General features: G+C 38.2%; 21 protein-coding genes. 2 read left to right on the top strand and 19 right to left on the bottom strand.

The window, feature by feature from the left end; translation table 11 throughout:
- Window positions 1-28: 28 nt before the first annotated feature.
- From IGJ24_RS06340 to IGJ24_RS06325, 4 genes are all read right to left on the bottom strand, one after another.
- Window positions 29-1,369, bottom strand: a complete 1,341-nt coding sequence (locus tag IGJ24_RS06340; RefSeq protein WP_002377398.1) for an NADH oxidase — start codon at window positions 1,367-1,369, stop codon at window positions 29-31.
- Between the two features lie 297 nt (window positions 1,370-1,666).
- Window positions 1,667-2,110, bottom strand: a complete 444-nt coding sequence (locus IGJ24_RS06335; protein ID WP_002357560.1) for a Fur family transcriptional regulator — start codon at window positions 2,108-2,110, stop codon at window positions 1,667-1,669.
- Between the two features lie 138 nt (window positions 2,111-2,248).
- Window positions 2,249-3,181 (bottom strand): cysteine synthase A, encoded by a 933-nt coding sequence (cysK, locus tag IGJ24_RS06330; protein ID WP_141416620.1) that lies wholly within the window; start codon window positions 3,179-3,181, stop codon window positions 2,249-2,251.
- Window positions 3,182-3,409: 228 nt separating this feature from the next.
- Window positions 3,410-4,270, bottom strand: a complete 861-nt coding sequence (locus IGJ24_RS06325; RefSeq protein ID WP_002357562.1) for a glucosaminidase domain-containing protein — start codon at window positions 4,268-4,270, stop codon at window positions 3,410-3,412.
- A 354-nt stretch (window positions 4,271-4,624) separates the two neighbouring features.
- Between IGJ24_RS06325 and IGJ24_RS06320 the strand changes: the two genes are divergently transcribed.
- Window positions 4,625-5,815: an MFS transporter gene (locus IGJ24_RS06320; protein ID WP_289865551.1), complete on the top strand. Its 1,191-nt coding sequence runs from the start codon at window positions 4,625-4,627 to the stop codon at window positions 5,813-5,815.
- A 51-nt stretch (window positions 5,816-5,866) separates the two neighbouring features.
- Here IGJ24_RS06320 and tkt read toward each other — a convergent pair whose 3' ends face one another.
- Together tkt and IGJ24_RS06310 are read right to left on the bottom strand one after the other, a co-directional pair.
- The gene (tkt, locus tag IGJ24_RS06315) at window positions 5,867-7,861 is read right to left on the bottom strand and encodes a transketolase (RefSeq protein WP_141439406.1); all 1,995 of its coding nucleotides are present in this window, start codon (window positions 7,859-7,861) and stop codon (window positions 5,867-5,869) included.
- A 71-nt stretch (window positions 7,862-7,932) separates the two neighbouring features.
- The gene (locus IGJ24_RS06310) at window positions 7,933-8,175 is read right to left on the bottom strand and encodes a DUF896 family protein (protein ID WP_002384502.1); all 243 of its coding nucleotides are present in this window, start codon (window positions 8,173-8,175) and stop codon (window positions 7,933-7,935) included.
- Window positions 8,176-8,325: 150 nt separating this feature from the next.
- On the opposite strand from IGJ24_RS06310, the gene lexA reads away from it, so the two are divergent.
- A complete protein-coding gene (gene lexA, locus IGJ24_RS06305) occupies window positions 8,326-8,946 on the top strand; it encodes a transcriptional repressor LexA (protein WP_002357566.1) in 621 nt (206 codons plus the stop codon).
- 13 nt (window positions 8,947-8,959) lie between these two features.
- Here lexA and queG read toward each other — a convergent pair whose 3' ends face one another.
- The 13 genes from queG to aroA all read right to left on the bottom strand — a co-directional run bounded on the left by queG (window position 8,960) and on the right by aroA (window position 21,914).
- Window positions 8,960-10,129 carry a tRNA epoxyqueuosine(34) reductase QueG gene (gene queG, locus IGJ24_RS06300; RefSeq protein WP_010818384.1) on the bottom strand — a complete coding sequence of 390 codons (1,170 nt, stop codon included), beginning with the start codon at window positions 10,127-10,129 and terminating at the stop codon, window positions 8,960-8,962.
- A gap of 23 nt (window positions 10,130-10,152) precedes the next feature.
- The gene (dfr, locus tag IGJ24_RS06295) at window positions 10,153-10,647 is read right to left on the bottom strand and encodes a trimethoprim-sensitive dihydrofolate reductase (protein WP_002384507.1); all 495 of its coding nucleotides are present in this window, start codon (window positions 10,645-10,647) and stop codon (window positions 10,153-10,155) included.
- 17 nt (window positions 10,648-10,664) lie between these two features.
- Window positions 10,665-11,612 carry a thymidylate synthase gene (locus IGJ24_RS06290; RefSeq protein WP_141416623.1) on the bottom strand — a complete coding sequence of 316 codons (948 nt, stop codon included), beginning with the start codon at window positions 11,610-11,612 and terminating at the stop codon, window positions 10,665-10,667.
- 17 nt (window positions 11,613-11,629) lie between these two features.
- Window positions 11,630-13,519: an ABC-F family ATP-binding cassette domain-containing protein gene (locus IGJ24_RS06285; protein ID WP_163327334.1), complete on the bottom strand. Its 1,890-nt coding sequence runs from the start codon at window positions 13,517-13,519 to the stop codon at window positions 11,630-11,632.
- A gap of 110 nt (window positions 13,520-13,629) precedes the next feature.
- Window positions 13,630-15,684 (bottom strand): cation:proton antiporter, encoded by a 2,055-nt coding sequence (locus IGJ24_RS06280; protein ID WP_002360309.1) that lies wholly within the window; start codon window positions 15,682-15,684, stop codon window positions 13,630-13,632.
- A gap of 35 nt (window positions 15,685-15,719) precedes the next feature.
- On the bottom strand, window positions 15,720-16,052 hold the full coding sequence (locus IGJ24_RS06275) for an ACP phosphodiesterase (protein WP_002357572.1): 333 nt from the start codon (window positions 16,050-16,052) through the stop codon (window positions 15,720-15,722).
- Between the two features lie 77 nt (window positions 16,053-16,129).
- Window positions 16,130-16,606: a hypothetical protein gene (locus tag IGJ24_RS06270; protein ID WP_002369392.1), complete on the bottom strand. Its 477-nt coding sequence runs from the start codon at window positions 16,604-16,606 to the stop codon at window positions 16,130-16,132.
- Window positions 16,607-16,617: 11 nt separating this feature from the next.
- Window positions 16,618-16,812 (bottom strand): hypothetical protein, encoded by a 195-nt coding sequence (locus IGJ24_RS06265; protein WP_002357574.1) that lies wholly within the window; start codon window positions 16,810-16,812, stop codon window positions 16,618-16,620.
- Between the two features lie 193 nt (window positions 16,813-17,005).
- The gene (locus IGJ24_RS06260) at window positions 17,006-17,854 is read right to left on the bottom strand and encodes a DegV family protein (RefSeq protein WP_002382324.1); all 849 of its coding nucleotides are present in this window, start codon (window positions 17,852-17,854) and stop codon (window positions 17,006-17,008) included.
- 75 nt (window positions 17,855-17,929) lie between these two features.
- Window positions 17,930-19,102: an LCP family protein gene (locus IGJ24_RS06255; RefSeq protein WP_289865552.1), complete on the bottom strand. Its 1,173-nt coding sequence runs from the start codon at window positions 19,100-19,102 to the stop codon at window positions 17,930-17,932.
- Between the two features lie 143 nt (window positions 19,103-19,245).
- On the bottom strand, window positions 19,246-20,094 hold the full coding sequence (gene pheA, locus IGJ24_RS06250; protein ID WP_002397303.1) for a prephenate dehydratase: 849 nt from the start codon (window positions 20,092-20,094) through the stop codon (window positions 19,246-19,248).
- Between the two features lie 7 nt (window positions 20,095-20,101).
- Window positions 20,102-20,608, bottom strand: a complete 507-nt coding sequence (locus IGJ24_RS06245; RefSeq protein WP_002366687.1) for a shikimate kinase — start codon at window positions 20,606-20,608, stop codon at window positions 20,102-20,104.
- Between the two features lie 19 nt (window positions 20,609-20,627).
- A complete protein-coding gene (gene aroA / locus IGJ24_RS06240) occupies window positions 20,628-21,914 on the bottom strand; it encodes a 3-phosphoshikimate 1-carboxyvinyltransferase (RefSeq protein ID WP_002379447.1) in 1,287 nt (428 codons plus the stop codon).
- Between the last annotated feature and the right edge of the window lie 5 nt (window positions 21,915-21,919).

The raw sequence follows: 21,919 nt of genomic DNA, 5'->3' as shown, positions 1-21,919 counted from the left end.
TTCTTCATCCTTTTTCTATCATTATTAATTACATATTTTCTAAAGCGGCTTGGGCTAATAAGTTTAAGTAGTTCCAAGGGCGATCAAAATGTGGTTGGAAGAAGAAATCAGAAATCGCTAAATCTTCGACAGTCATTTTATTTTGGACCGCTAATGATAAAGTATTGGCAGATTGTGTGATATCATATTTAGACATCAATTGACCACCAACAATGCGTTGTGTTCCTTTTTCATAGACTAATTCCATCAGAACTTTTTCAGTTGTTGGCATAAACTCTGGACGATAGTTATCTTCGAAAACAGTTGCTTCGACATCTAGTCCGTTTAATTTGGCACTTTCTTTTGTCACACCTGTTGAACCAATTTTCCAACCGAATAAATATAAGCCAGAAGTTCCCTGTGTGCCACGATAAGCCAATTTTTGTTCAGTCAAATTACGACCTACTAGCATACCTTGACGAACAGCATTCGTTGCTAATGGGATATAATTTTTTGTTTGACTTGGGTTGTAGTGAACAACTGCACTATCACCCGCAGCAAAAATATCAGGATTGCTTGTTTGCATATACTCATTGACTTCAATTGCACCATTTGGTAACATGTCAACTTTATCTTTTAATAATTCTGTATTTGGACGGAAACCAACACACATAATCACCATATCTGCTTCGAATTCTTGACTTGGTGTAATGACTTTTGCTACTTTTCCTTGCTCATCTGCTACGAATTGTTGGACATTTTCACCTAAAGCTAAATTAACGCCACGATCAACTAATTCTTTTTCTAGAACATCTGTGAATGGCTTATCTAAATATTTATTTAAAATGCGGTCTAACCCGTCAACTAAAGTGACTTCTTTACCTGATTCTACAAAAGCTTCTACTAATTCAATACCAATATAACCGCCACCAACGACAACGACACGTTTGGCATCTTTCGCTTTTTCGATGATCACGTTGGCTTGTGAATAGTTTTTACATAATAAAATATTTTCAGCATCAATTCCTGGAATTGGTGGAATAATTGGCCAAGAACCAGTTGTCATCACTAATTTATCATAAGAAACGGTCTCAGTTGCGCCCGTTTGTAAGTTTTTCGCTATAACAGTTTTGTCGTCCACGTTGATTTCTTCAACATTGTGTTCCATCTTCACTGTTGCTCCTAAAGAAGCCAGTTCTTCTGGATTTGAATAAAATAAATCAGCAGCATTTTTAACTACGCCTCCAACGTACAAGGCAATTCCGCAAGATAGGAAGGAAATATTGTCATTTCTTTCATATACAGTGACTTCCGCCTCCGGGTGATTTGCTAAAATACTTTTAACTGCTGAAGTTCCAGCATGGGTACATCCTACGACTACGACTTTCATGTTGTAAATCCCTTCTTTCACAATCTTTGTTTTGCAGAGGTGACGTCTCCCTCTGTCTGTTTAAAATATATCAGAGGAATCAAGCTTATTCGAGTTCTATGCTTGTGAATCGCATATAAAAAAATTCACAAACTGTTGCTAATTCTTAATAATAGCTAGTTAATTTTTTATTTTTAACAATTTAAAAGTCAATAACCACACAAAAAAACAAGCATAAGAGTGAAAACTCTTACGCTTGTGAAATTTACCTAGACAAGTGACTTATCTTTTGATAAATTTTTAACAGTATGTAATTTTTTACACATTCTCCTGTTGTGCTTGTTGGCAATCTGGACATAATCCATATAATTCTAAACGATGTTCATTAATTTCGAAGCCTGTTAATTTACTAGCGGCCATTTCAACGTCCTCTAACCCTGGATAATGAAAATCAACGATTTTACCACATTTTTGACAAATCACGTGATAATGTTTCTTCGAACTAAAATCAAAACGACTAGATGCATCGCCATAACTCATTTCTTGAACGAAACCGATTTCAGTAAATAAACGTAGATTGTTGTAAACCGTTGCTACACTCATATTTGGAAAATGATCTTCTAGTGCGCGATAAATTTCATCAGCTGTTGGGTGTGTATGATTTTCGATTAAATATTCCAAGATAGCATAACGTTGCGGAGTAATTCGGATATTGGCTTCTTTTAATTCAGCAAGTGCATTTTTAACCAATACGTTGTCCATCTTTGTATCCCTCCCCTGTCTATCTTTCTTAAATAATACTATTTCTTATTACGATTGACAAGAATTATTGTAGGATTCTCGTGGAAAAAACGAGCATTTTACTAAACTAAGAGAAATGCTCGTTTTTTTGCGTGTTTTTTATTCTGGAAATTCGTAAAGAGCTGTCGAAAGATAACGTTCACCGTTATCTGGAACCAGCGCTAAGACACGTTTGCCTGCGCCTAATTCGACTGCCAAATCAATGGCCGCTTTAATTGCTGCCCCTGCTGAAATCCCCACAAGGATGCCTTCTTTTGGCCCCATTAAACGAGCAGTTTCTAATGCGTCTTCACTAGAAACAGCGGCAACTTTTTGATAAACGGTGGTGTCTAAAACGTCTGGGACAAAGCCAGCGCCTATTCCTTGGATTTTATGTGGACCTGGTTCGCCACCTTCTAAAACAGGCGACTCCGTTGGTTCTACTGCAACAATTTCAATATCTGGAAAAATCCGTTTCAATTCATGGCCAACTCCTGTAACGGTTCCTCCAGTGCCAACACCAGAAACAAACGCATCTAAGCCACGTTTACCAAAGACATCAACAATTTCTTTTCCTGTTTTTTGTTCATGTACCATTGGATTAGCTGGATTATTAAATTGCAAAGGCATGAAGTACCCGTGTTCTTCTGCTAAGGCTGTGGCTTTTGCAATTGCCCCTTTCATTCCTTCGGCACCAGGGGTTAATAATAGATCAGCCCCATATGCTTGCATTAATTTGCGGCGTTCAATACTCATAGTATCTGGCATCACAATCTTAACTGGATATCCCAACGTAGCACCTACCATTGCTAACCCAATGCCTGTATTACCACTAGTCGGCTCAATAATCGTTTGTCCAGGTTTTAGGCGACCATCTGCTTCGGCTTGTTGGATCATGCTTAAAGCAATTCGATCTTTCACACTGCCACCAGGATTAAAGAACTCTAGTTTAACAAAAACATCTGCAGCTCCTTCTGGTACCATCCGTTTTAATTTCACAACTGGGCTTTGACCAATTAACTCTGTTACTGATTTTACATAACCTTTAGTCATAATCCTACATCCTCCAATTTTACAAACAATATAATAATTCTTTCTCTAAGCATAGCTCAAAAAAACGATTTCTACCAGAAAAACGAATTTTAGTTTGTGAAAAATTAAATAAAAAAACGGATTATACTCATCCAATAATTGCTGCTGGCCCTACCTATTTTCACGATAAAAGACCTTACAAAAACTGCCGCTTTTGTAAGGTCCTTCTTCAACTAAATAATTGCAAAATTAACCGATTTGGATGGTTTGACCCACCGATAAAACAGAATCCAATGTTAATCCATTTAGTGACATTAAATTATCAACTGTCGTTCCAAAACGTGCAGCAATGTCCCACAATGTGTCGCCGTTTGCGACAGTGTAACTTTGACTAGCTACAGTTTCTGCTGTTGCTGTTGCAGAAGCCGCTGTATCGATTGTTGTATCAACGGTTCCCGTTGTATCTGAATAACTAGTGGTTTGAGCGACCGGTGCTCCCCAATCATATTGAGTTAAATTATATGCTTCAATTAACCAATTCAATTTTTCGGCATAGCCTGGATCAGTTGCATAACTTCCAGCTAAAGCGGCTGTTGCATCGCGATAACTGCTAGTATTACTCTTCCAAACGCCTGAATAATGGTATGTATCCCCAAAAGCAGTGGAACGAATAACATTGGCATGATCTTGGAACGATTCCGCATAAGAATTATAACTTCTAAATGCTGCTGTGACGGTCACCCATTGTCCGTCTAAATATTCTTTTGTTGGCATATAAACAGATTGTCCATTATAACTTCCTTTTACACCAAACAAGTTATAGTTCGGTGCAGATGCTAACCCAGAACTACCATAACTACTTTCTAGCAACGCTTGAGCAATCATGACGGAAGCATACATATCATTGCTATTGGCAACGGCTGCTGCTGAATTTCCGATTTCATTAATAAATGCTTGCTGGCTTGATTCTGCTTGGGCAGGTACCGCAGCACCAACCACAGGTGCTAAAATCATTGAAGTCCCCGCAACGGCGGTAGCACGTTTATAAGCTTTTTGCTTTTTAAGAGCTTTTTGAATATGTTTACTACTTCTTGTTAACTGTTCGCTCATTCATTTTTCCTCCTCACTGTCTCACTTTTCTATTTTACCGTTAATTTCCTATTGAAACAAGAAATAAACGTATTAAATTTTGAGTTTTAAAATTTCTGTAATGCAATTGAAATCTTGTTTGTATTTAATTAACCCTCTTCACACTTGTGAAAACAACCACTTCTTCTTTTCAATTTGATGAGATTTTTGTTATTTATCCTCTTACTTTTCTTTATTTATTGTGATAAACTTTTTAATGGACTTGTCACTTTTTGAACAAACTTTATAAGAGAAGTCTGTTTTTGTAGTCAAAACAACTATTACCGAGTAGTTGTTGTATTACAAAATGAATTACATAGAAATGTAGGTGGTTAGATGAAGAAACAACAATCGGGTTTAACAAATCAAGTGACGTTTTTATTAGCGTTAACTTGCGGGGTTGTGGTCGCCAATATGTATTATATTCAACCAATTGGCACCCAAATTGCTCAGGACTTTCAAGTCAGTATTGGTTCTATTGGTTTTGTTACTATGCTGACCCAATTAGGGTATGCGCTAGGCTTACTTTTTCTTGTTCCATTAGGCGATGTCGTTGATCGCCGCAAATTAATCATTCGAGTAGCTGGGCTCTCCTCGCTGTCTCTAAGTGCTGCATTTTTTGCACCAAGTTTTCTCCTGTTTGCACTCTCTTCTTTTTTTATTGGGTTGCTCTCTATTGTCGCCCAAATTATTATTCCTTATGCTGCGGTCATGGCGGGACCAGCGAACCGTGGTAAAGTAACAGGTCGAATGCTTGGCGGACTATTGACAGGGATTTTATTGTCTCGAACGATTTCGGGTTTCATTGCTAGTGCAGCTTCTTGGCGAACAGTCTACCTAATCGCCGTGATATTTGTATTAGTATTGGTCGTTCTACTCCAATTAAAATTACCCAAAACAGTGATACATACTCAAAGTTCAAATCGATTAACTTATTTAGGTTCTTTGAAAAGTCTTCCTAAACTAATCAAATCACAACCTTTATTAAGAGAAGCAACTGTCAATGGCTTTTTTATGTTTGCAACCTTTTCAATCTTTTGGTCTACATTAATTTTCTTTGTTAGTAGTCCAGCTTATTATTGGGGACCGAAAGAAGTCGGTATTCTAGCAATTTTTGGTTTATCGGGAGCTTTCGTAGCACCCATCATTGGTCGTCTATCCGATTATTATCCAGAGCGGAAGATTGTTTTGATTGGCCTGCTGATGCAGTTCGGTAGTTTTATCTTACTTTTTCTAGGTGGAACACATGTGGTCTTACTAATCTTAGCAATTATTGTTTTAGATATCGGTACTCAATTTGGGCAAGTAGCCAATCAAACACGCGTCCAAAATTTGGGAGAAGAAGCCAGCGATCGTAACAATACCGTCTTTATGTTTTTCTATTTCATCGGCGGTTCACTGGGTTCATTGATTGGTACATTAATGTGGCAAAACTATGGTTGGTCTGGTGTTACTTTAACTGGTATTGGGTTCCAATTGTTCGCATTATTTTTTCACTTTATGCTCTTTGCTCCCAAAAAGAAATGAAGCAAAAAAACCTGAATGCTATCACAAGCATTCAGGTTTTTTAATCTTTATTTATAGTGATTTATAGGTATTAACCACATTTTCAGGAGTAAAGCCGAATTTTTCAAGAACTAGACCGCCAGGTGCAGAAGCGCCGAAGTGATCAATTGTGATTGTTTTGCCTTCTGTTCCTACATAGCGTTCCCAACCAAAGCTTGCTGCAGCTTCAATCGCCACACGTTTTGTCACAGCTTTAGGTAACACACTTTCTTTATATTCAGCAGATTGTTTTTCAAATAAATCAAAACTTGGCATTGACACGACAGATACATCGATGCCTTCTTCCGCTAATTTAGCTTGTGCTTCCACTGCTAGATTTACTTCAGAACCAGTCGCAATTAAAATCCCTGCTGGTTGTTCACCTTTTTGTGGTGACAATACATAAGCACCTTTTTGAACAGAATCAGAAGCGTGTTCTAACGTTCCTTCTAAAACAGGTAAGTTTTGACGACTTAGAACTAAAATAGTTGGTGTTTCCGTAGAAGTCATAGCAATTTTCCAAGCAGCAACAGTTTCATTGCCGTCTGCTGGACGAATCACATGAACATTTGGAATGCAACGAACACTTGCTAATTGCTCAATTGGTTCGTGTGTTGGCCCATCTTCACCCACCGCAACAGAGTCATGCGTTAAGACGTAAGTTACAGGAACTTTTTGTAAAGCAGCTAAACGGATTGCTGGACGTAAGTAGTCAGTAAAGACGAAGAATGTCCCGCCATAAACATGACTACCACCGTGTAATTGAATCCCGTTCATTGCTGCAGCCATTGCAAATTCGCGAACACCAAACCAAATATTACGGCCTTCGTATTGACCAGGTTCGAAATCTTTTTCTGCAGCAACCATTGTATTATTTGAGGCTGATAAATCAGCTGAACCGCCCCAGAAACTTGGAACAACTTTTGAAATAGCTTGAATCGTTTCTTTACTTGTTACACGACTTGCGGCACTTGTTCCTAGTTCATATTTAGGTAATTCTTGTTCCCAACCTTCAGGTAATTGATTGGCAAAAGCTTCTTTAAATTGTTTGGCTAATTCTGGATGCGCATGTTCATAGTTCTTAAACATCTCATTCCAAGCCGCTTCTGCTTTTTGGCCTTCGTCAATCATCGTTTCTTTAAAACGAGCAGCGACTTCCTCTGGCACAGTAAAGTCAGGGTATTCCCAACCATAAACAGCTTTAGCCGCTGTAATGCCCTCTTCACCAATTGGCGCGCCGTGAACGGAAGATGTTCCTTCTTTTGGTGCTCCGTAACCGATGACTGTTTTAACTTCAATCAGTGTTGGTTTATCTGTTTCAGCTTTAGCCGCTTCAATCGCAGCCTCTATTTCATCTAAATCATTGCCGTCTTTAACTAAAATATGTTGCCATCCGTATGCTTCATAACGAGCCCCAACATTTTCAGTAAAGGCTTTAGAAGTTGGTCCATCTAATGAGATGTCATTTGAATCGTACAAGACAATTAATTTACCTAATTTCATATGACCAGCCATTGAACTTGCTTCTTGAGAAACACCTTCCATTAAATCGCCGTCACCACAAATTGCGTACGTATAATGATTCATAATAGGGAAACTATCACGATTATAAGTTGCAGCTAAATGCGCTTCAGCCATTGCCATACCAACAGCCATAGCAATTCCTTGTCCTAGAGGTCCTGTTGTTGCTTCAACACCATCTGTGTGGTGAACTTCTGGATGCCCTGGTGTTTTACTATCCCATTGACGGAAATTTTTCAAATCGTCAATTGTTACGTTGTATCCTGATAGATGTAATAAGCTGTACAACATTGCAGAGCCGTGGCCTGCTGAAAGTACAAAACGATCACGATCAACCCAGTTTCTAGAAGTTGTTGGGTTCACCTTTAAATGTTTTGTCCAAAGTGCATACGCCATTGGGGCAGCACCCATTGGTAAACCAGGATGTCCTGAGTTCGCTTTTTGTACGGCTTCAATACTTAATGTCCGGATTGTATTAACGCCCAATTGATCTGTCTTGTCAAACAAAAAAATCATCTCCTAATTTAGGTTTTTTTTACCTTTATTCATAGTGTAGCTTATTTCGACAATGAAAGCAATTACTTTCTGTTGTGAAGTCCTTTTTCACGTTGAATTTGTTTTAGTTTTTCAGGAGTCACATCGGTCCCTTCTTGATCCACGACCTTCATTCCTTCGATATGGTGACGCATCCCTCCACGAAATGCTTCTAAGTACTCTTTACGTAATTCTTGTTGTTCGACTTTTTCTTTCGCACTAAGTTCTTCCACTTTTGCTTTATTCGCTAATTCATTTATACGGGCAATTTTTTCTTTCGATAACATCAAAATCCCTCCTTACTCTCACTGTCTATATTATAAGAACTGCCTTAAAAAAACAACTATATTCTGATATTTATAAAACACGAACGCTTGTTTGATTTCGTTCGCATTTTATGGTACACTAATTTTATCAATTGAAAGAAGGTGCGGGTTTTGGCGAAACGTACAGAAACAAGACAATTAGAAGTACTTAAATATATATACGAACAAGTCGAATTAAAGGGTTATCCGCCAACCGTTCGCGAAATTGGGAAGGCTGTTGATTTATCCTCAACTTCTACCGTTCACGGACATTTAGCTCGTCTTGAAAAAAAGGGTCTAATCTTACGTGACCCAACAAAACCGCGAGCAATCGAATTAACACCAGAAGGCTTGGAAAAGATCGGGATTCAACCGACAACTATTCCGATGTTAGGTGTCGTAACTGCTGGTGAACCAATTTTAGCGGTGGAAGAAGCATCAGATTTCTTCCCGTTACCTCCTGATTTACGTACAGAAGAAAATGCTTTATTTATGTTGACGATTCGAGGAGAAAGTATGATTAACGCAGGTATTCTAGATGGCGACCAAGTGATTGTTCGTAAGCAATCGAATGCCAATAATGGCGACATCGTAATCGCAATGACCGATGAAGATGAAGCAACCTGTAAACGATTCTTCCGAGAAGTAGATCATATCCGCTTGCAGCCTGAAAATGATGCATTAGCGCCTATTCTTTTAGATAACGTTACAATTTTAGGTAAAGTTGTTGGTTTATATCGCAATCATATTTAATAAAAAAAGGAAGTCACTCCGTTGAGCGGCTTCCTTTTTTGCTTGTTAACAAGTGAATAGCCTTTTGAGCTTCCTCGATAACCTCTGCTTCAGTTTCTACAGAAAGTAGATAATTTAAAGCTTCTAAACTTTGCTCGGGTTCTCTTTTTGCGAGCTGACCTAACGACCAAGCAGCTGTTCCGCGAATGACAGGACGCTGATCATTTAAACAGAGAATAATTTGTGGGATAGCTTCACGGCCGCCCAAATTCGCTAACGCAATTAAAGCATTCCGTTGCAATGGTTTTTTACCACGCCAAGAGCCTGCTAAGTGTCCGAATTGCTGTTTAAACTCTTTATTGGAAATAGTTAATAACGGTGCCAATTTGGGATAAACTTCCTCAATCTTTGGTTCCATCTCTTCATGAAAATGAAAATCTTTTCCTTTATTATAAGGGCAAACCAGCTGACAAATGTCGCAACCATAAATGACGTTACGCATTTTTTTTCGATACTCTTCAGGCATCATGCCTTTTGTTTGCGTTTGATAAGACAAACATTTTTGAGCATTCATTCGACCGTCCCCTAACAAAGCCCCTGTAGGACACCCTGTGATACAACGAGTACAATCACCGCAACCATTTGGAACAGGTTCATCTGGTTCAAATTGAATGTTGGTGGTCACCTCACCTAAATATACAAAGGAACCAAATTCTTCGGTAATCAGTAGACCATTTTTACCAATGAATCCTAAACCCGCCCGCTGAGCAACAGCGGTGTCAACATATTCGCCAGTATCTACTTGCGGCCGAAAGCGCCAGTGTTCTTTTTCTGCTTCAGTGGCAGCTTGCTCTTCAATAAAAGCAATTAATTTTTGCAACCGATCCTGCAAAATGTGATGATAATCAATTCCCCAAGAGGCTCGCGCAAATTGTCCACGCTTTTCATCTCTAGGCATTTTTTCCTGAGCTTTGGTGGGATAAGCTAAAGCAATGGAGATAATACTTTTAGGATGCTCAAACGTTTTTTCTGGGTAAATTCGTTCTTCCACATTTTGATGTTCAAACCCCGAGTTATATCCTCGCTCTCGTTGTTCATGCAGAGAATCTTCTAATTCAATAAATGGTTCAGCATGAGTAAAGCCGATTTTATCGATCCCTAAACGTTGACTCTCTTGAATAATTTTTTCTTTCAATGTCGGCATTGCTCATGCCTCCCTTCATTTTATTATTTATCGTTTCGATGATACGTTTCATAGTCATGTGCATAGAGATTTTTCTCGTCCACGACGCCGGGAACAGTGGCAACTTTTTCCCAAACAGACCAGTCGATTTCTGGAAAGAAAGTGTCGCCTTCAAACGTTTCATGAATCATCGTCCGATATAAGACATCGCATGCGGGAATCAGTTCTTTAAAAACGACAGAACCTCCACCAATAACGGTCACACCTTCATAGTTGTCAGCATACGCAAGAATTTCCTCTACGGAATGCATAACCAAAACGCCTTCAGCTCGGTAATCCGGATTACTGGTTAGGACAATCGTTGTTCGATTTGGTAGCGGACGACATCCCATGCCTTCGAAAGTTGCACGTCCTAAGACCAATGTATTATGAATTGTTTTTTCCTTGAAAAATTTCAAGTCGTTGGGTAAATGCCAAGGCAATTTGCCTTCTTTACCAATCACTCCTTGTTCATCTTGGGCCCAAATGGCTGCTAACATAGCTTCTCTCTCCTTTTTTATACGGCAATCGGCGCTTTAATCGTTGGATGTGGGTCATAGCCTTCTACTTTAATATCTTCCATATCAAAATCAAAAACAGAAGCCTTGTCTGGATTCAAAACGAGCGTTGGGAAAGAACGAACTTCTCGTGATAATTGTTCTTGCATTTGCTCCACATGATTTTGATATAAGTGGGCATCTCCTAGCGTGTGTACAAACTCCCCCACTTCTAAACCTGTTTCATGCGCAATCAGATGTGTCAATAAAGCATAGCTTGCAATGTTAAAAGGAACACCTAAAAAAACATCGGCACTGCGCTGATAAAGTTGACAGCTTAATTTCCCTTCATTTACATAAAATTGAAACATAGTGTGACAAGGCGGCAACGCCATTGAAGGCACATCTTCTGGATTCCAAGCGGAAACAATTAAACGGCGAGAATCAGGATTGGTTTTAATCATTTCAATCACATTAGCTAATTGATCGATAAAGCTACCATCTTTGGTTTCCCAGTGACGCCATTGCGCACCATAAATATTCCCTAATTCACCATATTTTTCTGCAAACTCTGCATCATTTAAAATGGTGTCACAGAACTTTTGATGTTCTTCTTTGTATTGTTCTGCAAACACTGGATCTTGTAAGACACGATGCCCAAAATCCGTCATGTCTGGTCCTTGATAATCTGTGCTTTTTACGTAACGTTCGAACGCCCATTCATCCCAAATATGATTATTTCGCTCTAACAAATAGCGAATATTCGTGTCGCCTTTTAAAAACCACAATAACTCACTTTTAATCAAGCCAAACGGTACTCGTTTGGTTGTTAGTAAGGGAAATCCTTTGGCCAAATCGAAACGCATTTGATAGCCAAATAAACTATACGTCCCAGTTCCTGTACGGTCTTCTTTAAAATGACCTTCTTCTAAAATCTTTTTTCCTAGCGCTAAGTATGCTTCTTCCATCTTATTCCCTCCGTCTCTTAATCCGCGTATTCACTCAAGTATTCCCAACGATTCATTTTTTCTTCTAACAATTGTTCCGTTGCTGTTACCGCTTCTTGTAGTTCTTGTAAACGAACAAAATCATCACCCTGATGGTTCATTTCTTCAGTTAATGTTTCTAATTTCGTTTCTAATTGTGTGATGTCTTCTTCAATTGTTGCCCACTCTTTTTGTTCCATATAAGTCAGCTTTGTTTTTTCTTTCTTTTCTGTCGATGCTTCTTTTACTGGTTTATTGAGCGGTTTTTCTTTGACCTTTTCTTGTTCTTTTTGGTTCGCCAAATATTCACTCATCGTGCCATAAAATGATAGGATCTGACCATTTCCTTGAAAAACTAACAATTTATCCATTGTTTTATCCAAGAAATAACGGTCATGAGAAACCGCAATTACCGCTCCTTTAAACGTTTGAATATAATCTTCTAAAATGGTCAACGTATCAATGTCCAAATCGTTGGTTGGCTCATCCAATAATAACACGTTAGGCTGACTAATTAATAATTTTAAGAGATATAACCGGCGTTTTTCTCCACCAGACAGTTTGCCAATCAGTGTGCCATGCATAAAACGAGGAAATAAAAAGCGTTCTAACATTTCAGCGACCCCAACGCTGCTTCCATCACTGCGTTTCACTTCTTCTGCTGCTTCTTGCAAATAAGCAATCATCCGTTGATTAGGATCCATTGCTTCGTTTTGCTGGGTATAATAGCCAATTCGGACGGTTTCACCGATACTATATAGGCCATTCTCTAAAGGAATGCGTCCAGCTAAAATATTTAATAATGTGGATTTGCCTGCACCATTTTTACCAGTAATGCCAATTCGATCGTTTGCTTGAATGAGTAAATTAAAGTCTTTCAAAAGCTGTTTATGATCAATGGCATAATTTCCTTCCTTGATTTCCAGAACTTTTTTCCCTAAACGCTGCGTGGCAAAGTCTGCTTCTAAGGTGCCATTGGTTTGTACCTGATGCAAGTTTTCTTTTAAATCCTGAAACCGATCAATTCTTGCTTGCTGTTTCGTTCCTCGTGCTTGAACGCCTGCTCGCATCCACGCAAGTTCTTGTTTGAAGAGGCGTTTTCTTTTTTCTTCTTGTTCTACAGCGACACGTTCACGTTCGGCTTTTTCCATCACATACGTTTCATAGTTTCCTTTGTATTCATACAGTTTTCCAAAAGAAAGTTCAAAAATCCGATTGGTTACTCGATCTAAAAAGTAGCGGTCATGGGTCACCATTAAAACCGCGCCACGATAGTTATTTAAAAAGTTTTCCAGCCATTCAATCGTTTCATAATCCAGATGGTTCGTTGGTTCATCCAATAACAGTAAATCGGGCGCTTCAATTAAGACTTGCGCCAAGCTTACTCGTTTTAACTGCCCGCCAGAAAGCTCACCTATTTTCTTTTCCAATGTGGGAATGCCTAATTTTTGTAAAATAATTTTTGCATTGGTATCTGCTGTCCAAGCATCTTGTTTATTCATGGCTTCTTCTGCTTGCGTGTAACGTCTTTGAACCCCTTCGTCTAAACCATTCTCACTTAAAGCAGCTAACGCTAATTCATAATTTTTGACTGCTTTTATGATCGGGCTGTCTCCCTGAAACACGGCTTCTGCAATCGTAATATTCTCGTCAAATGTTTGATTCTGGGAAAGGTACCCAATTTGATAATCACTTGGCTGCTGAATCGCAGCAAGATCACCATCACCGCTATCTACGCCAGCAATAATATTTAATAAACTGGTTTTCCCTGTGCCGTTAATCCCAATTAAACCAATGCGATCTTTTTCATGAATCAAAAAAGAAAGATGATCAAATAGTGTTTTTTCCCCATATGTTTTGGTTAAATCTGTTACTTTTAATTCTTTCACCGACACTACCAACTCCTTCTATTTTGGTCTTGCTTATTGTATCAAAAATTGGATTATAAAAAAAGTGCATGAGATAAAAATCGTCTTGGTTTCATCTCATACACTATTACTTATTCTTTATTAAAATTTTTAACAAATCGTTTCAGCGGAACGTTATTCACTTCGCCGCTAATCGAATAACTCTCTAATAAATTGACATTTTTTCGTAACTCGTTCGCTTCGATAATTGAAATGCGTTCAGATTGTTCGTAATGATCAATCATCCGTCGTTCTTCTTGGAAGCCTAATAATAGGTCTTTGACATAGTCTGTCTCCGTATGAACAATATACGAATCAATAAATTCGCCTTTTTCAAACTTATGGGCTAAATCCAAGCGTCCGTCAATGAAGAAATCAATTAAATCATCATCATAGACACCGCGCAAATTATCTAAACTCTTCAGAATAACTTGAGAATTTCTTAGAAAAACTTGGCGAATATTTTCTAGTTCTTCATTTCGTAATTCTTTTTCTTCTTCAGAAGCTTCACCACGATTGAAAAATAGCTTAGGATGTAAAAGAATCGAAATGATTTGTCGAGCAAATAATAACCAAAAGCCTACAATCGATAATAATTGTTTGGCAATCGACCGTTGCATCCGTGTAATCAAGCGTTGATACATACGATAACTTCTGACACTAATTTCTCCTTGTTTCAGACTTTCTTCTAAGCCGTCTCGTTCAATGGACACAATTAACGTCCGCAACTCTTGCACTTCTTGTTTTCGTTCCGCACTTAGCTGCTCGGTATACAATTCTTTTAAACGATCTTGATAATTTTCAATGACCGCATTCATTTCACCACGAGGATTCTCTTCATTTTGCTGTTTTAAGACATCAATGACATCACGTAATAAATCAATTTCGACGGACTCTTCATTTTCCACTTCCGTCTCTGAATCAGTTAAAAATGGTAAAACTAGAATCCCGCCAATCAGAGTCACCAAAATAACACAAGCCGTAATGAATAGTAATAACGGTCGTTCTTTAAAATGCTCCCCGTTAATCGCTGTCGGCAAAATAAAGATGGTGGCTAAACTCACTGTTCCTTTAACACCGCCAAAAGTTAAAATCAGCATTTCATTCATTGCGTTTTTGACTTTCTTAAGACCATGTTGAAGCGTGTAAACACTGAAAATGGCTAAGAAACGAATCAAAAAGACAACGGCGCTAATAATTAGAACAACCATTAGTAGGAACCAGTTTGAATATTGTTGGTCAATCCAAATTGGCGAAAACACTTGAGAAAGTTCAATTCCTAAGAATAAGAAAACTAAGGCATTTAAGGTGAACTCAATCATACTCCAAATACTTTCGCCAACATTTGACAGCTCTGCTTCAAAAAGCGAAACTTTTTTCAAACTAGACGCTTGCATAATTCCAGCAATCACAGCGGCAATAATTCCAGAAACGCCAATCAACTCTGAAATTAAATAAGCAATAAATGGCAAGAGTAATTCAATCAACAAGTAGCCTGTAACATCTTTTGCCACTGCAGTTTCAAGTAAATGAACAATTTGCTGTTTTAATAGAACTAACACGATTCCGACTACCGCTCCACCAATGCTGGAAATAACCAAGGTCCCTGCCGCTTCCACCGGCGAAAATGATCCCGTTAATAAAGCCGCTAATGCAAATTGAAAGGCTGTAACGCCTGATGCATCATTAATGAGTCCTTCACCAGATAAAATGTTCATCGAACGTTCAGGAATGTCAATTCGACCTGATAACGAACCTACCGCCACCGCATCCGTTGGCCCTAGAGCCGCCCCAAAAGCGAAGCAAGCGGCTAATGGTAAAGTAGGCAAAATCATATGCAAGGTCCAGCCGACTCCGACTAAGGTAATTAACACACCAAAAAAGGCCAAGAAAAGAATCATCCCGAAATTTTTCATCATTGCTTTCAGATTGATTAGCTCCCCTTCTCTAAATAAAAGCGGTGCAATAATCATTACTAAAAACACTTCAGGCTCAAATTCAATTTCCTGCCCCATTTTAGTTAAACCAATTAGAACGCCTACAATAATTTGCACAATTGGCAGCGGAATGACGGGAACAATCCGGTTGAATATGTTTGAGAAGGTAATAGACAGTGCAAAAACAATGATTAGAAAGGTAAATTCCATCCTATCATTCCCTTCTATATTAAATTTTTATTGACTTACCGATCAAAACATTTAAGTAATTTTTTCTTTTTAAGAATAATTTTCTTTTCGACTTCTTCTAACTCAGAACTGCGTTCGCAAAGTTCCAATTGAGCGCGTCGTGCTTCTAAACGAAGAAGTTCTCCTTTAATTAATTCAATTTTTTTGTAGCGTAAGAAATTTTTCTTTTGCATACGTTCTGCAAAGTGTTGTCGTTTTTCTTCAGGGATTGCTTGATATTTCTTTTTCAAGTCAGCGACACACTTTTCAAATTCTTCACTCACCGAAACAACTTCCTTCCAAAATTTAATCTGACTAATTATAACAAATTTTACCAAAAGTACAAGCAAAATTGCTTTCTTTTTTTCAAAAGAAATTCAGACAAAACTTAACGCGGGAAAAGCTGATTTCTAGGAGCTGAACATGGTTAATCTTCATTAACAATAATATCAATTTCTGCCTCTTCATTCATCCGTGTTGAAAGAAAAAGAACCATTTCTTCTAGTGGCGCAGAAAAGCGTAAAACCACCCCTCTTCTGCCTTTTTTTAAATACCCTAAACGAATACCGTTCGGCTTTTGAACAAGGACAATCTTTTCGATATCTTTAAAGGCCGTGCCCCGATTGTCAAAAGGATGCGTAATAATACAGTCCTCCGCAAAACCTCTTGCATCGTAAAGAAAACTGAAGATAATCAAAATATATAACACACTTCGAATCATTTCAATTTTATCTCCTGCCGAAAATGCATTGGCCAGAATCATTAAACTAAAAAAAGCAACTAGATATTTTGTTGTAGGATGTTTTGCAGCCGGAATTACAATACTTTTACGTACGAAGTAAAAGTAACCATACATAACGACGACAAATAAAAATAGCAATAACGTAAATCCATCGATAATCACAAACGACTCCTTTATTTCTTTTTCTTTTGAATATCTGTTAATATATCATTTATTTCTTTAATTTCTTTTTTTGATTCGTTAATCTTTTTGATAACCGCCTCACGGTTTTTTCCAGGCGGTAAGTCAATTGATTCTTGGTAGTAGTTTGCTAAAGCTTGAACTTTTTTCATTTTTTCGCTTTGCAACAAGGCTATATTTCTTTTCATTTAACCGCCTCCTCTTCCTTAGTATACATTACTTTGTAAGGAATTGCTTAATTTGCAAGATATTTTCTAATAAAAAGGAGTAATTTTACATTTTCTTATAAACAAAAAGTATTCGGCTGAGTAACAGCAGCAAACGACAAAATAATAGAATAAAAGATGAGACAGAAGTAGTATACTTTTGTCTCATCTTTTATTATTGAGCTGAAATCGCTAAACCAATTGCTTTTTCCCCTAGGTGGGTCCCAATAACTGGACCAAAATGACCGATTTCAATTTCTGCATTTGGGTATAGCTTTTGTAATTTTGCTTGTTCTTTTTCAGCAACGATGCGATTATTGGCATGAATCACATACAGTTTAACTGGCGCTTCAATCCCTGCGTTTCGTTCACCAATAATCTTTTCTGCACGAGCAAAAGCTTTCTTTGTTGAACGGATTTTTTCAAATAATACAATCTTTCCATCTTCAAAAGTCAAGATAGGTTTAATCTTCAATAGCCCAGCGATCAAGGCTGCGCCATTCGTTAAGCGACCGCCACGAACTAAGTTGTTCAGATCTTCTACAATTAGATATGCATACGTATTGTCACGAATTAAATCTAATTTGGCAAAAATTTCTTCTAAGCTGGCTTTTTCTTCTGTTAAATCTAAAGCAGCTTCTACCATGTGTCCCATTGGCATACTTGTAATTTTTGAGTCATATGGATACAAAGCAACGCCTGGGATTTCATCAGTAAGTCCGTGCAATGTATGAACAAAACCAGAGATTCCTGAAGAAAGATGAATGCTGATGATGGTGTCGTACCCTTGTTCAGCGATTGATTTGTAAAGCTCTAACACTTCTCCTAAAGCAGGTTGTGAAGTCGTCGGAAATTCTTTACTATTATTTAGCAATGCATAATATTCATCTGCTTCAATGTCAATGCCTTCGTTGTATATTTTTCCATCTAAAATGACTGGGATGGGAATTACAAAAAGATTCGGATGATCTTTAATGCGCTCGGGTAAATAAGCTGTACTATCTGTCACAATAGCAATTTTCATTTTGTAACCTCGTTTCACTAATTTTCCACGTTGTTTCTAATATAGCATAAAAAAGGATATTTTAAAATGCTTTCCTTATTCGTTCAGGAATTTTTCGATGGCGTCAGCATTTTTTTGTTCATCTACTTCTAAAATACTGCCTGCATAAGAGGATTCACCAAAATTCCAAGAATCTGGTACCGGAACCGATAATGACTCAACCCCTGCTTTTCCTTTAATCAGCAATGATGGTCCGTTCGTTAGCATGAAACTAACAGGCACATCTGTCGACATATAACCGACTAATTTCCCAAGTGATTCTGGGGTTCTTAATAAAGTCATTGGATTTTTCATTTGGCTCATTACAGCTGACATAACTTGTTGTTGGCGACGAACCCGACCAAAGTCGCCTTCTTCATCCATCCTAAAGCGAGCGTATTGAAGTAAGACATGTCCATCCATGACCTGTTGCCCTTTTTCAATATCAACGCCATCTAAATTCAGTGATTTTTCTGCATCGATTTTGACACCTTTTGGAAACATAGAGTCAACAATTTTTTCAAATGATTGGAAATCTACCTTAGCATAATATTTCGTATCTAAATTAAAGTTTTGTTTTAACGTTTCACGAACCAATTCAGCACCGCCATAAGCGTATGCGGCATTAATTTTATTCGGCCCGACACCAGGAATGTCCACGAATGTATCACGCATAAATGAAATTAATTTCGGTTTTTTTGATGGTCCATTTAGTTGGAGAACCATTATTGTGTCGGCTCGTCCAGCATCTTCCCCACGTGTATCGCTGCCAATAATTAAAATATTCTTAGCTCCATTGCTACTTTTGACACCATTAAATGTTTCTACTTTTTCTTGAGGCAACGAGTCATCATGTTCTGCTGCAGATTTTCCTTTTAAAAACATGACTGTACTATAAGCAAATAACAGAATCAATAGGATTACTAGCCATTTGAAAAAGCGTTTTGTTTTTGATTTTTTACGTTTCTTTTTTGGTTTCTTGTCTTTTTTTCCGCGGGGTGGTTGGTCAGAACCGTTGCCACCACCTGAATCTGTTTGATGTCGCCTCTCACTTCTGCGACTGTCCTCAGTATAGCTGTCTTCGTAAACTGTCTCTTGAAGGCTTTCAGCTAGTTCTTCTGGTTCTTCTTCTCTATGTTCACCCATTGATTTTCGGGGATTAAAGGTCTTTTTATGCTCTGCTGGTCTCGATTTTTCATGAATATGTTTATAACGATCTACACGACTCATCGTGTCACTCCTTTACCTCTGTGTTTTATCACCTTTCTTAGGATACCTCATTTCGCAGGAAATTCCTATTACAAATATGTAATTTAATAAAAAATGAAACTCACTTTATCTAATAAGTAAGCTTCATTTTCATTTTTAACTCTTTAAAGTGTGGACAAAACATAGATCGGGTAATCCCCTAAAATTTTTATTTCTGCGCCAATCAGTTCCAGTTCTGTTAAAGCTGCTTCAATTAATTTTTCTGGTTGATCTTTCACTAAGTCCATTAAAAAGAAGTACTCTCCTAGCTTTGTTTTCAACGGCCGCGATTCTATTTTGCTAAGATTAATCCCTCGCCAACTGAACACGCTTAATGCTTTGTGTAAAGAGCCAGGAACATTACTTGGCATCGTAATCGCCAGCGTTATTTTTTTCTCAGATAGCGGGAAAGAAATCGCTAAATTTTCAGAACCAAGAACCCAAAATCGGGTTTGATTTACCGATAAATCTTGTATATTTTTTTCAACAATGGTCAAATCATACATTTCCGCAGAAAGTTTTGGTGCAATAGCTGCAAAAGGTAATTCTGGATGTTCTGCAATGTATTTGGCGGCGTAAGCTGTTGAAGGCGTTGCTTCTAAAATCGCTTCTGGAAAGTTTTTCGCTAGAAACATCTGCGATTGAGCTAATGCTTGCGGATGTGATAAAATTTTCTGACTTTGTTGCCAGATCGCTTGATTCTCTTTTGCCACCATTAATTGTTGTTGAATCGGTAAAACTAACTCTGCTTGGACAGGTAACTGCGCTTGATGATACAAATAATCTATCGATGCGTTAACAGTTCCTTCAATCGTGTTTTCTATTGGGATAATACTACATGCCACTTCTTGCTGTTCAATTGCTTTCAAGCAAGCTGGAATCGATGCGTACGGTATCAACGTAGCATCAGGAAAAGCAGCCAACGTTGCACTGTACGTAAAGGAACCAATCGGACCTAAATAACCAACTTTCATCGTTTCTCTACTCCTTTAATTGTTGCAGAATTTCATTGATAATTTCTTCTGGTGAGCGATTGGTCGTATCAATTGTCATCTTCGCACATTCTTCGTAAAAATTTTTACGAGACTCAAACAAAGCAATGATTTCTTTTGAAGAACGTTCTATAGCTAAGGGTCGTTGGTTTTCAGTATCTTCTTTGATTCTTTTTAACAGCTCTTCTGGTGTCGCATGTAAATAAATCACTTGCTGAAAAGATTTTAATAAGCTACGATTTTCTGGTCCGACAACAATCCCGCCCCCAGTTGAAAGGACGGCTGTATTTTTTGACAGCTCCTTTAAAAGTTGGGTTTCCTGTTCTCGGAAAGCTGCTTCACCATATTTTTCGAAATAGTCAGGAATTGAGCGTCCTATTTTTTCAATTAACGCTGTATCTAAATCAAGATGAGGCATCTTTAGTTTATTGGCCAAACTTTGGCCGATAGTTGTTTTACCCGCACCCATGAAACCAATTAAAACAATGCTTTCCATGGTTCGTTATCCTCCTTCGTTAACAACTTAAACGTTCTAAGTCGTCAAAAAATGCTGGATAAGAAACTGAAACTGCTTCAGCCTTATCTAATTCAACAGTGCCTTCTTTTACAAGTAATGCAGCAATTTGTAACATCATCCCGATACGATGATCCCCATAACTGGTAACTCTTCCACCATGTAAAGAAGTTGGTCCATGTATAATTAAGCCATCATCAGTAGGCGTGATGTCGGCGCCTAAAATTGTTAATTCTTTCGCTACTGCATCAATCCGATTGGTTTCTTTGACTTTCAATTCTTCTGCATCTCGAATGATTGTCGTGCCAGTAGCCTGAGTAGCTAACAAAGCAATAATCGGTAACTCATCAATTAAACGTGGGATAATAGCGCCACCAATCTCTGTAGCTGTTAATTGACTCGTTTTTACAAGTAAATCGCCAGAGTGATTGGCCTCATCTTCATTTAAAATAGTGACGGAACCACCCATGTTTTTAATCACATCTAAAATACCTGTCCGCGTTTGATTTAAGCCAACATTTTTCAGAAGTATCTCGCTATCTGGGACTACTAAACCCGCAACTAAAAAGAAAGCTGCAGAAGAGATATCACCAGGAACTACCACATTTTGACCTGTTAATTGTTGCGGTCCAGTTAACATAATTTTTTTACCGTCTACTTCAAGTGTCCCACCAAATTGTCGAATCATCTCTTCTGTATGATCACGTGTCTTTTCTTTCTCAACCACTACAGAAGTGCCCTCGGCTTGCAAAGCGGCGAATAAAATAGCCGATTTAACTTGAGCACTTGCAACAGGCATTGTGTAGTCAATCGGTTGCAAATTTTGAGTCCCGCGAATAGAAATTGGCGGAAACTCCGTTTGCTGAACCCCTTGACATTCCGCTCCCATTTGGTTTAAAGGAAGCATTACACGATTCATTGGTCGTTTGGCAATAGACGCATCACCAGCTAGGCGCGTTTCAAAGGGACAGCCAGCTAAAATGCCCAGCATCAGACGAATTGTTGTCCCTGAATTTCCAACATCAATTGTATTCTTCGCCTTTTTTAAGCCTGCAAATCCTCGCCCCTCAACGGTGATTGTCGTCCCGTCATCTTCAATGTTCACACCTAAAGAACGAAACGCCGCTAAGGTACTTAAACAATCTTCGCCTCTTAGAAAATTTGTAATCGTCGTTTTTCCAGAAGAAATCGCTCCAAACATAATACTTCTATGAGAAATCGATTTGTCGCTAGGAACCATCAGAGTCCCTTGTAAATGTTTCACATTTGTACGTAGTTGCACCCTCATCACCT

Source organism: Enterococcus sp. DIV0546 (assembly GCF_051712785.1).
Lineage (GTDB): Bacteria > Bacillota > Bacilli > Lactobacillales > Enterococcaceae > Enterococcus > Enterococcus faecalis.
This window is presented reverse-complemented; position numbering and strand designations above follow the sequence as displayed.

Bases quoted from the DNA above. Each gene is read 5' to 3' on its own strand.
- pheA (WP_002397303.1), bottom strand. From the start codon at position 20,094: ATGAAAGTTGGTTATTTAGGTCCGATTGGTTCCTTTACGTACAGTGCA.
- aroA (WP_002379447.1), bottom strand. From the start codon at position 21,914: ATGAGGGTGCAACTACGTACAAATGTGAAACATTTACAAGGGACTCTG.
- IGJ24_RS06255 (WP_289865552.1), bottom strand. From the start codon at position 19,102: ATGAGTCGTGTAGATCGTTATAAACATATTCATGAAAAATCGAGACCA.
- IGJ24_RS06325 (WP_002357562.1), bottom strand. From the start codon at position 4,270: ATGAGCGAACAGTTAACAAGAAGTAGTAAACATATTCAAAAAGCTCTT.
- IGJ24_RS06260 (WP_002382324.1), bottom strand. From the start codon at position 17,854: ATGAAAATTGCTATTGTGACAGATAGTACAGCTTATTTACCCGAGCGC.
- IGJ24_RS06340 (WP_002377398.1), bottom strand. From the start codon at position 1,369: ATGAAAGTCGTAGTCGTAGGATGTACCCATGCTGGAACTTCAGCAGTT.
- IGJ24_RS06280 (WP_002360309.1), bottom strand. From the start codon at position 15,684: ATGGAATTTACCTTTCTAATCATTGTTTTTGCACTGTCTATTACCTTC.
- queG (WP_010818384.1), bottom strand. From the start codon at position 10,129: ATGCCGACATTGAAAGAAAAAATTATTCAAGAGAGTCAACGTTTAGGG.
- IGJ24_RS06290 (WP_141416623.1), bottom strand. From the start codon at position 11,612: ATGGAAGAAGCATACTTAGCGCTAGGAAAAAAGATTTTAGAAGAAGGT.
- dfr (WP_002384507.1), bottom strand. From the start codon at position 10,647: ATGTTAGCAGCCATTTGGGCCCAAGATGAACAAGGAGTGATTGGTAAA.
- IGJ24_RS06245 (WP_002366687.1), bottom strand. From the start codon at position 20,608: ATGGAAAGCATTGTTTTAATTGGTTTCATGGGTGCGGGTAAAACAACT.
- IGJ24_RS06335 (WP_002357560.1), bottom strand. From the start codon at position 2,110: ATGGACAACGTATTGGTTAAAAATGCACTTGCTGAATTAAAAGAAGCC.
- IGJ24_RS06310 (WP_002384502.1), bottom strand. From the start codon at position 8,175: ATGTTATCGAAAGAAAAAATTGCCCGTATAAATGAATTAGCGAATAAA.
- IGJ24_RS06320 (WP_289865551.1), top strand. From the start codon at position 4,625: ATGAAGAAACAACAATCGGGTTTAACAAATCAAGTGACGTTTTTATTA.
- cysK (WP_141416620.1), bottom strand. From the start codon at position 3,181: ATGACTAAAGGTTATGTAAAATCAGTAACAGAGTTAATTGGTCAAAGC.
- IGJ24_RS06265 (WP_002357574.1), bottom strand. From the start codon at position 16,812: ATGAAAAGAAATATAGCCTTGTTGCAAAGCGAAAAAATGAAAAAAGTT.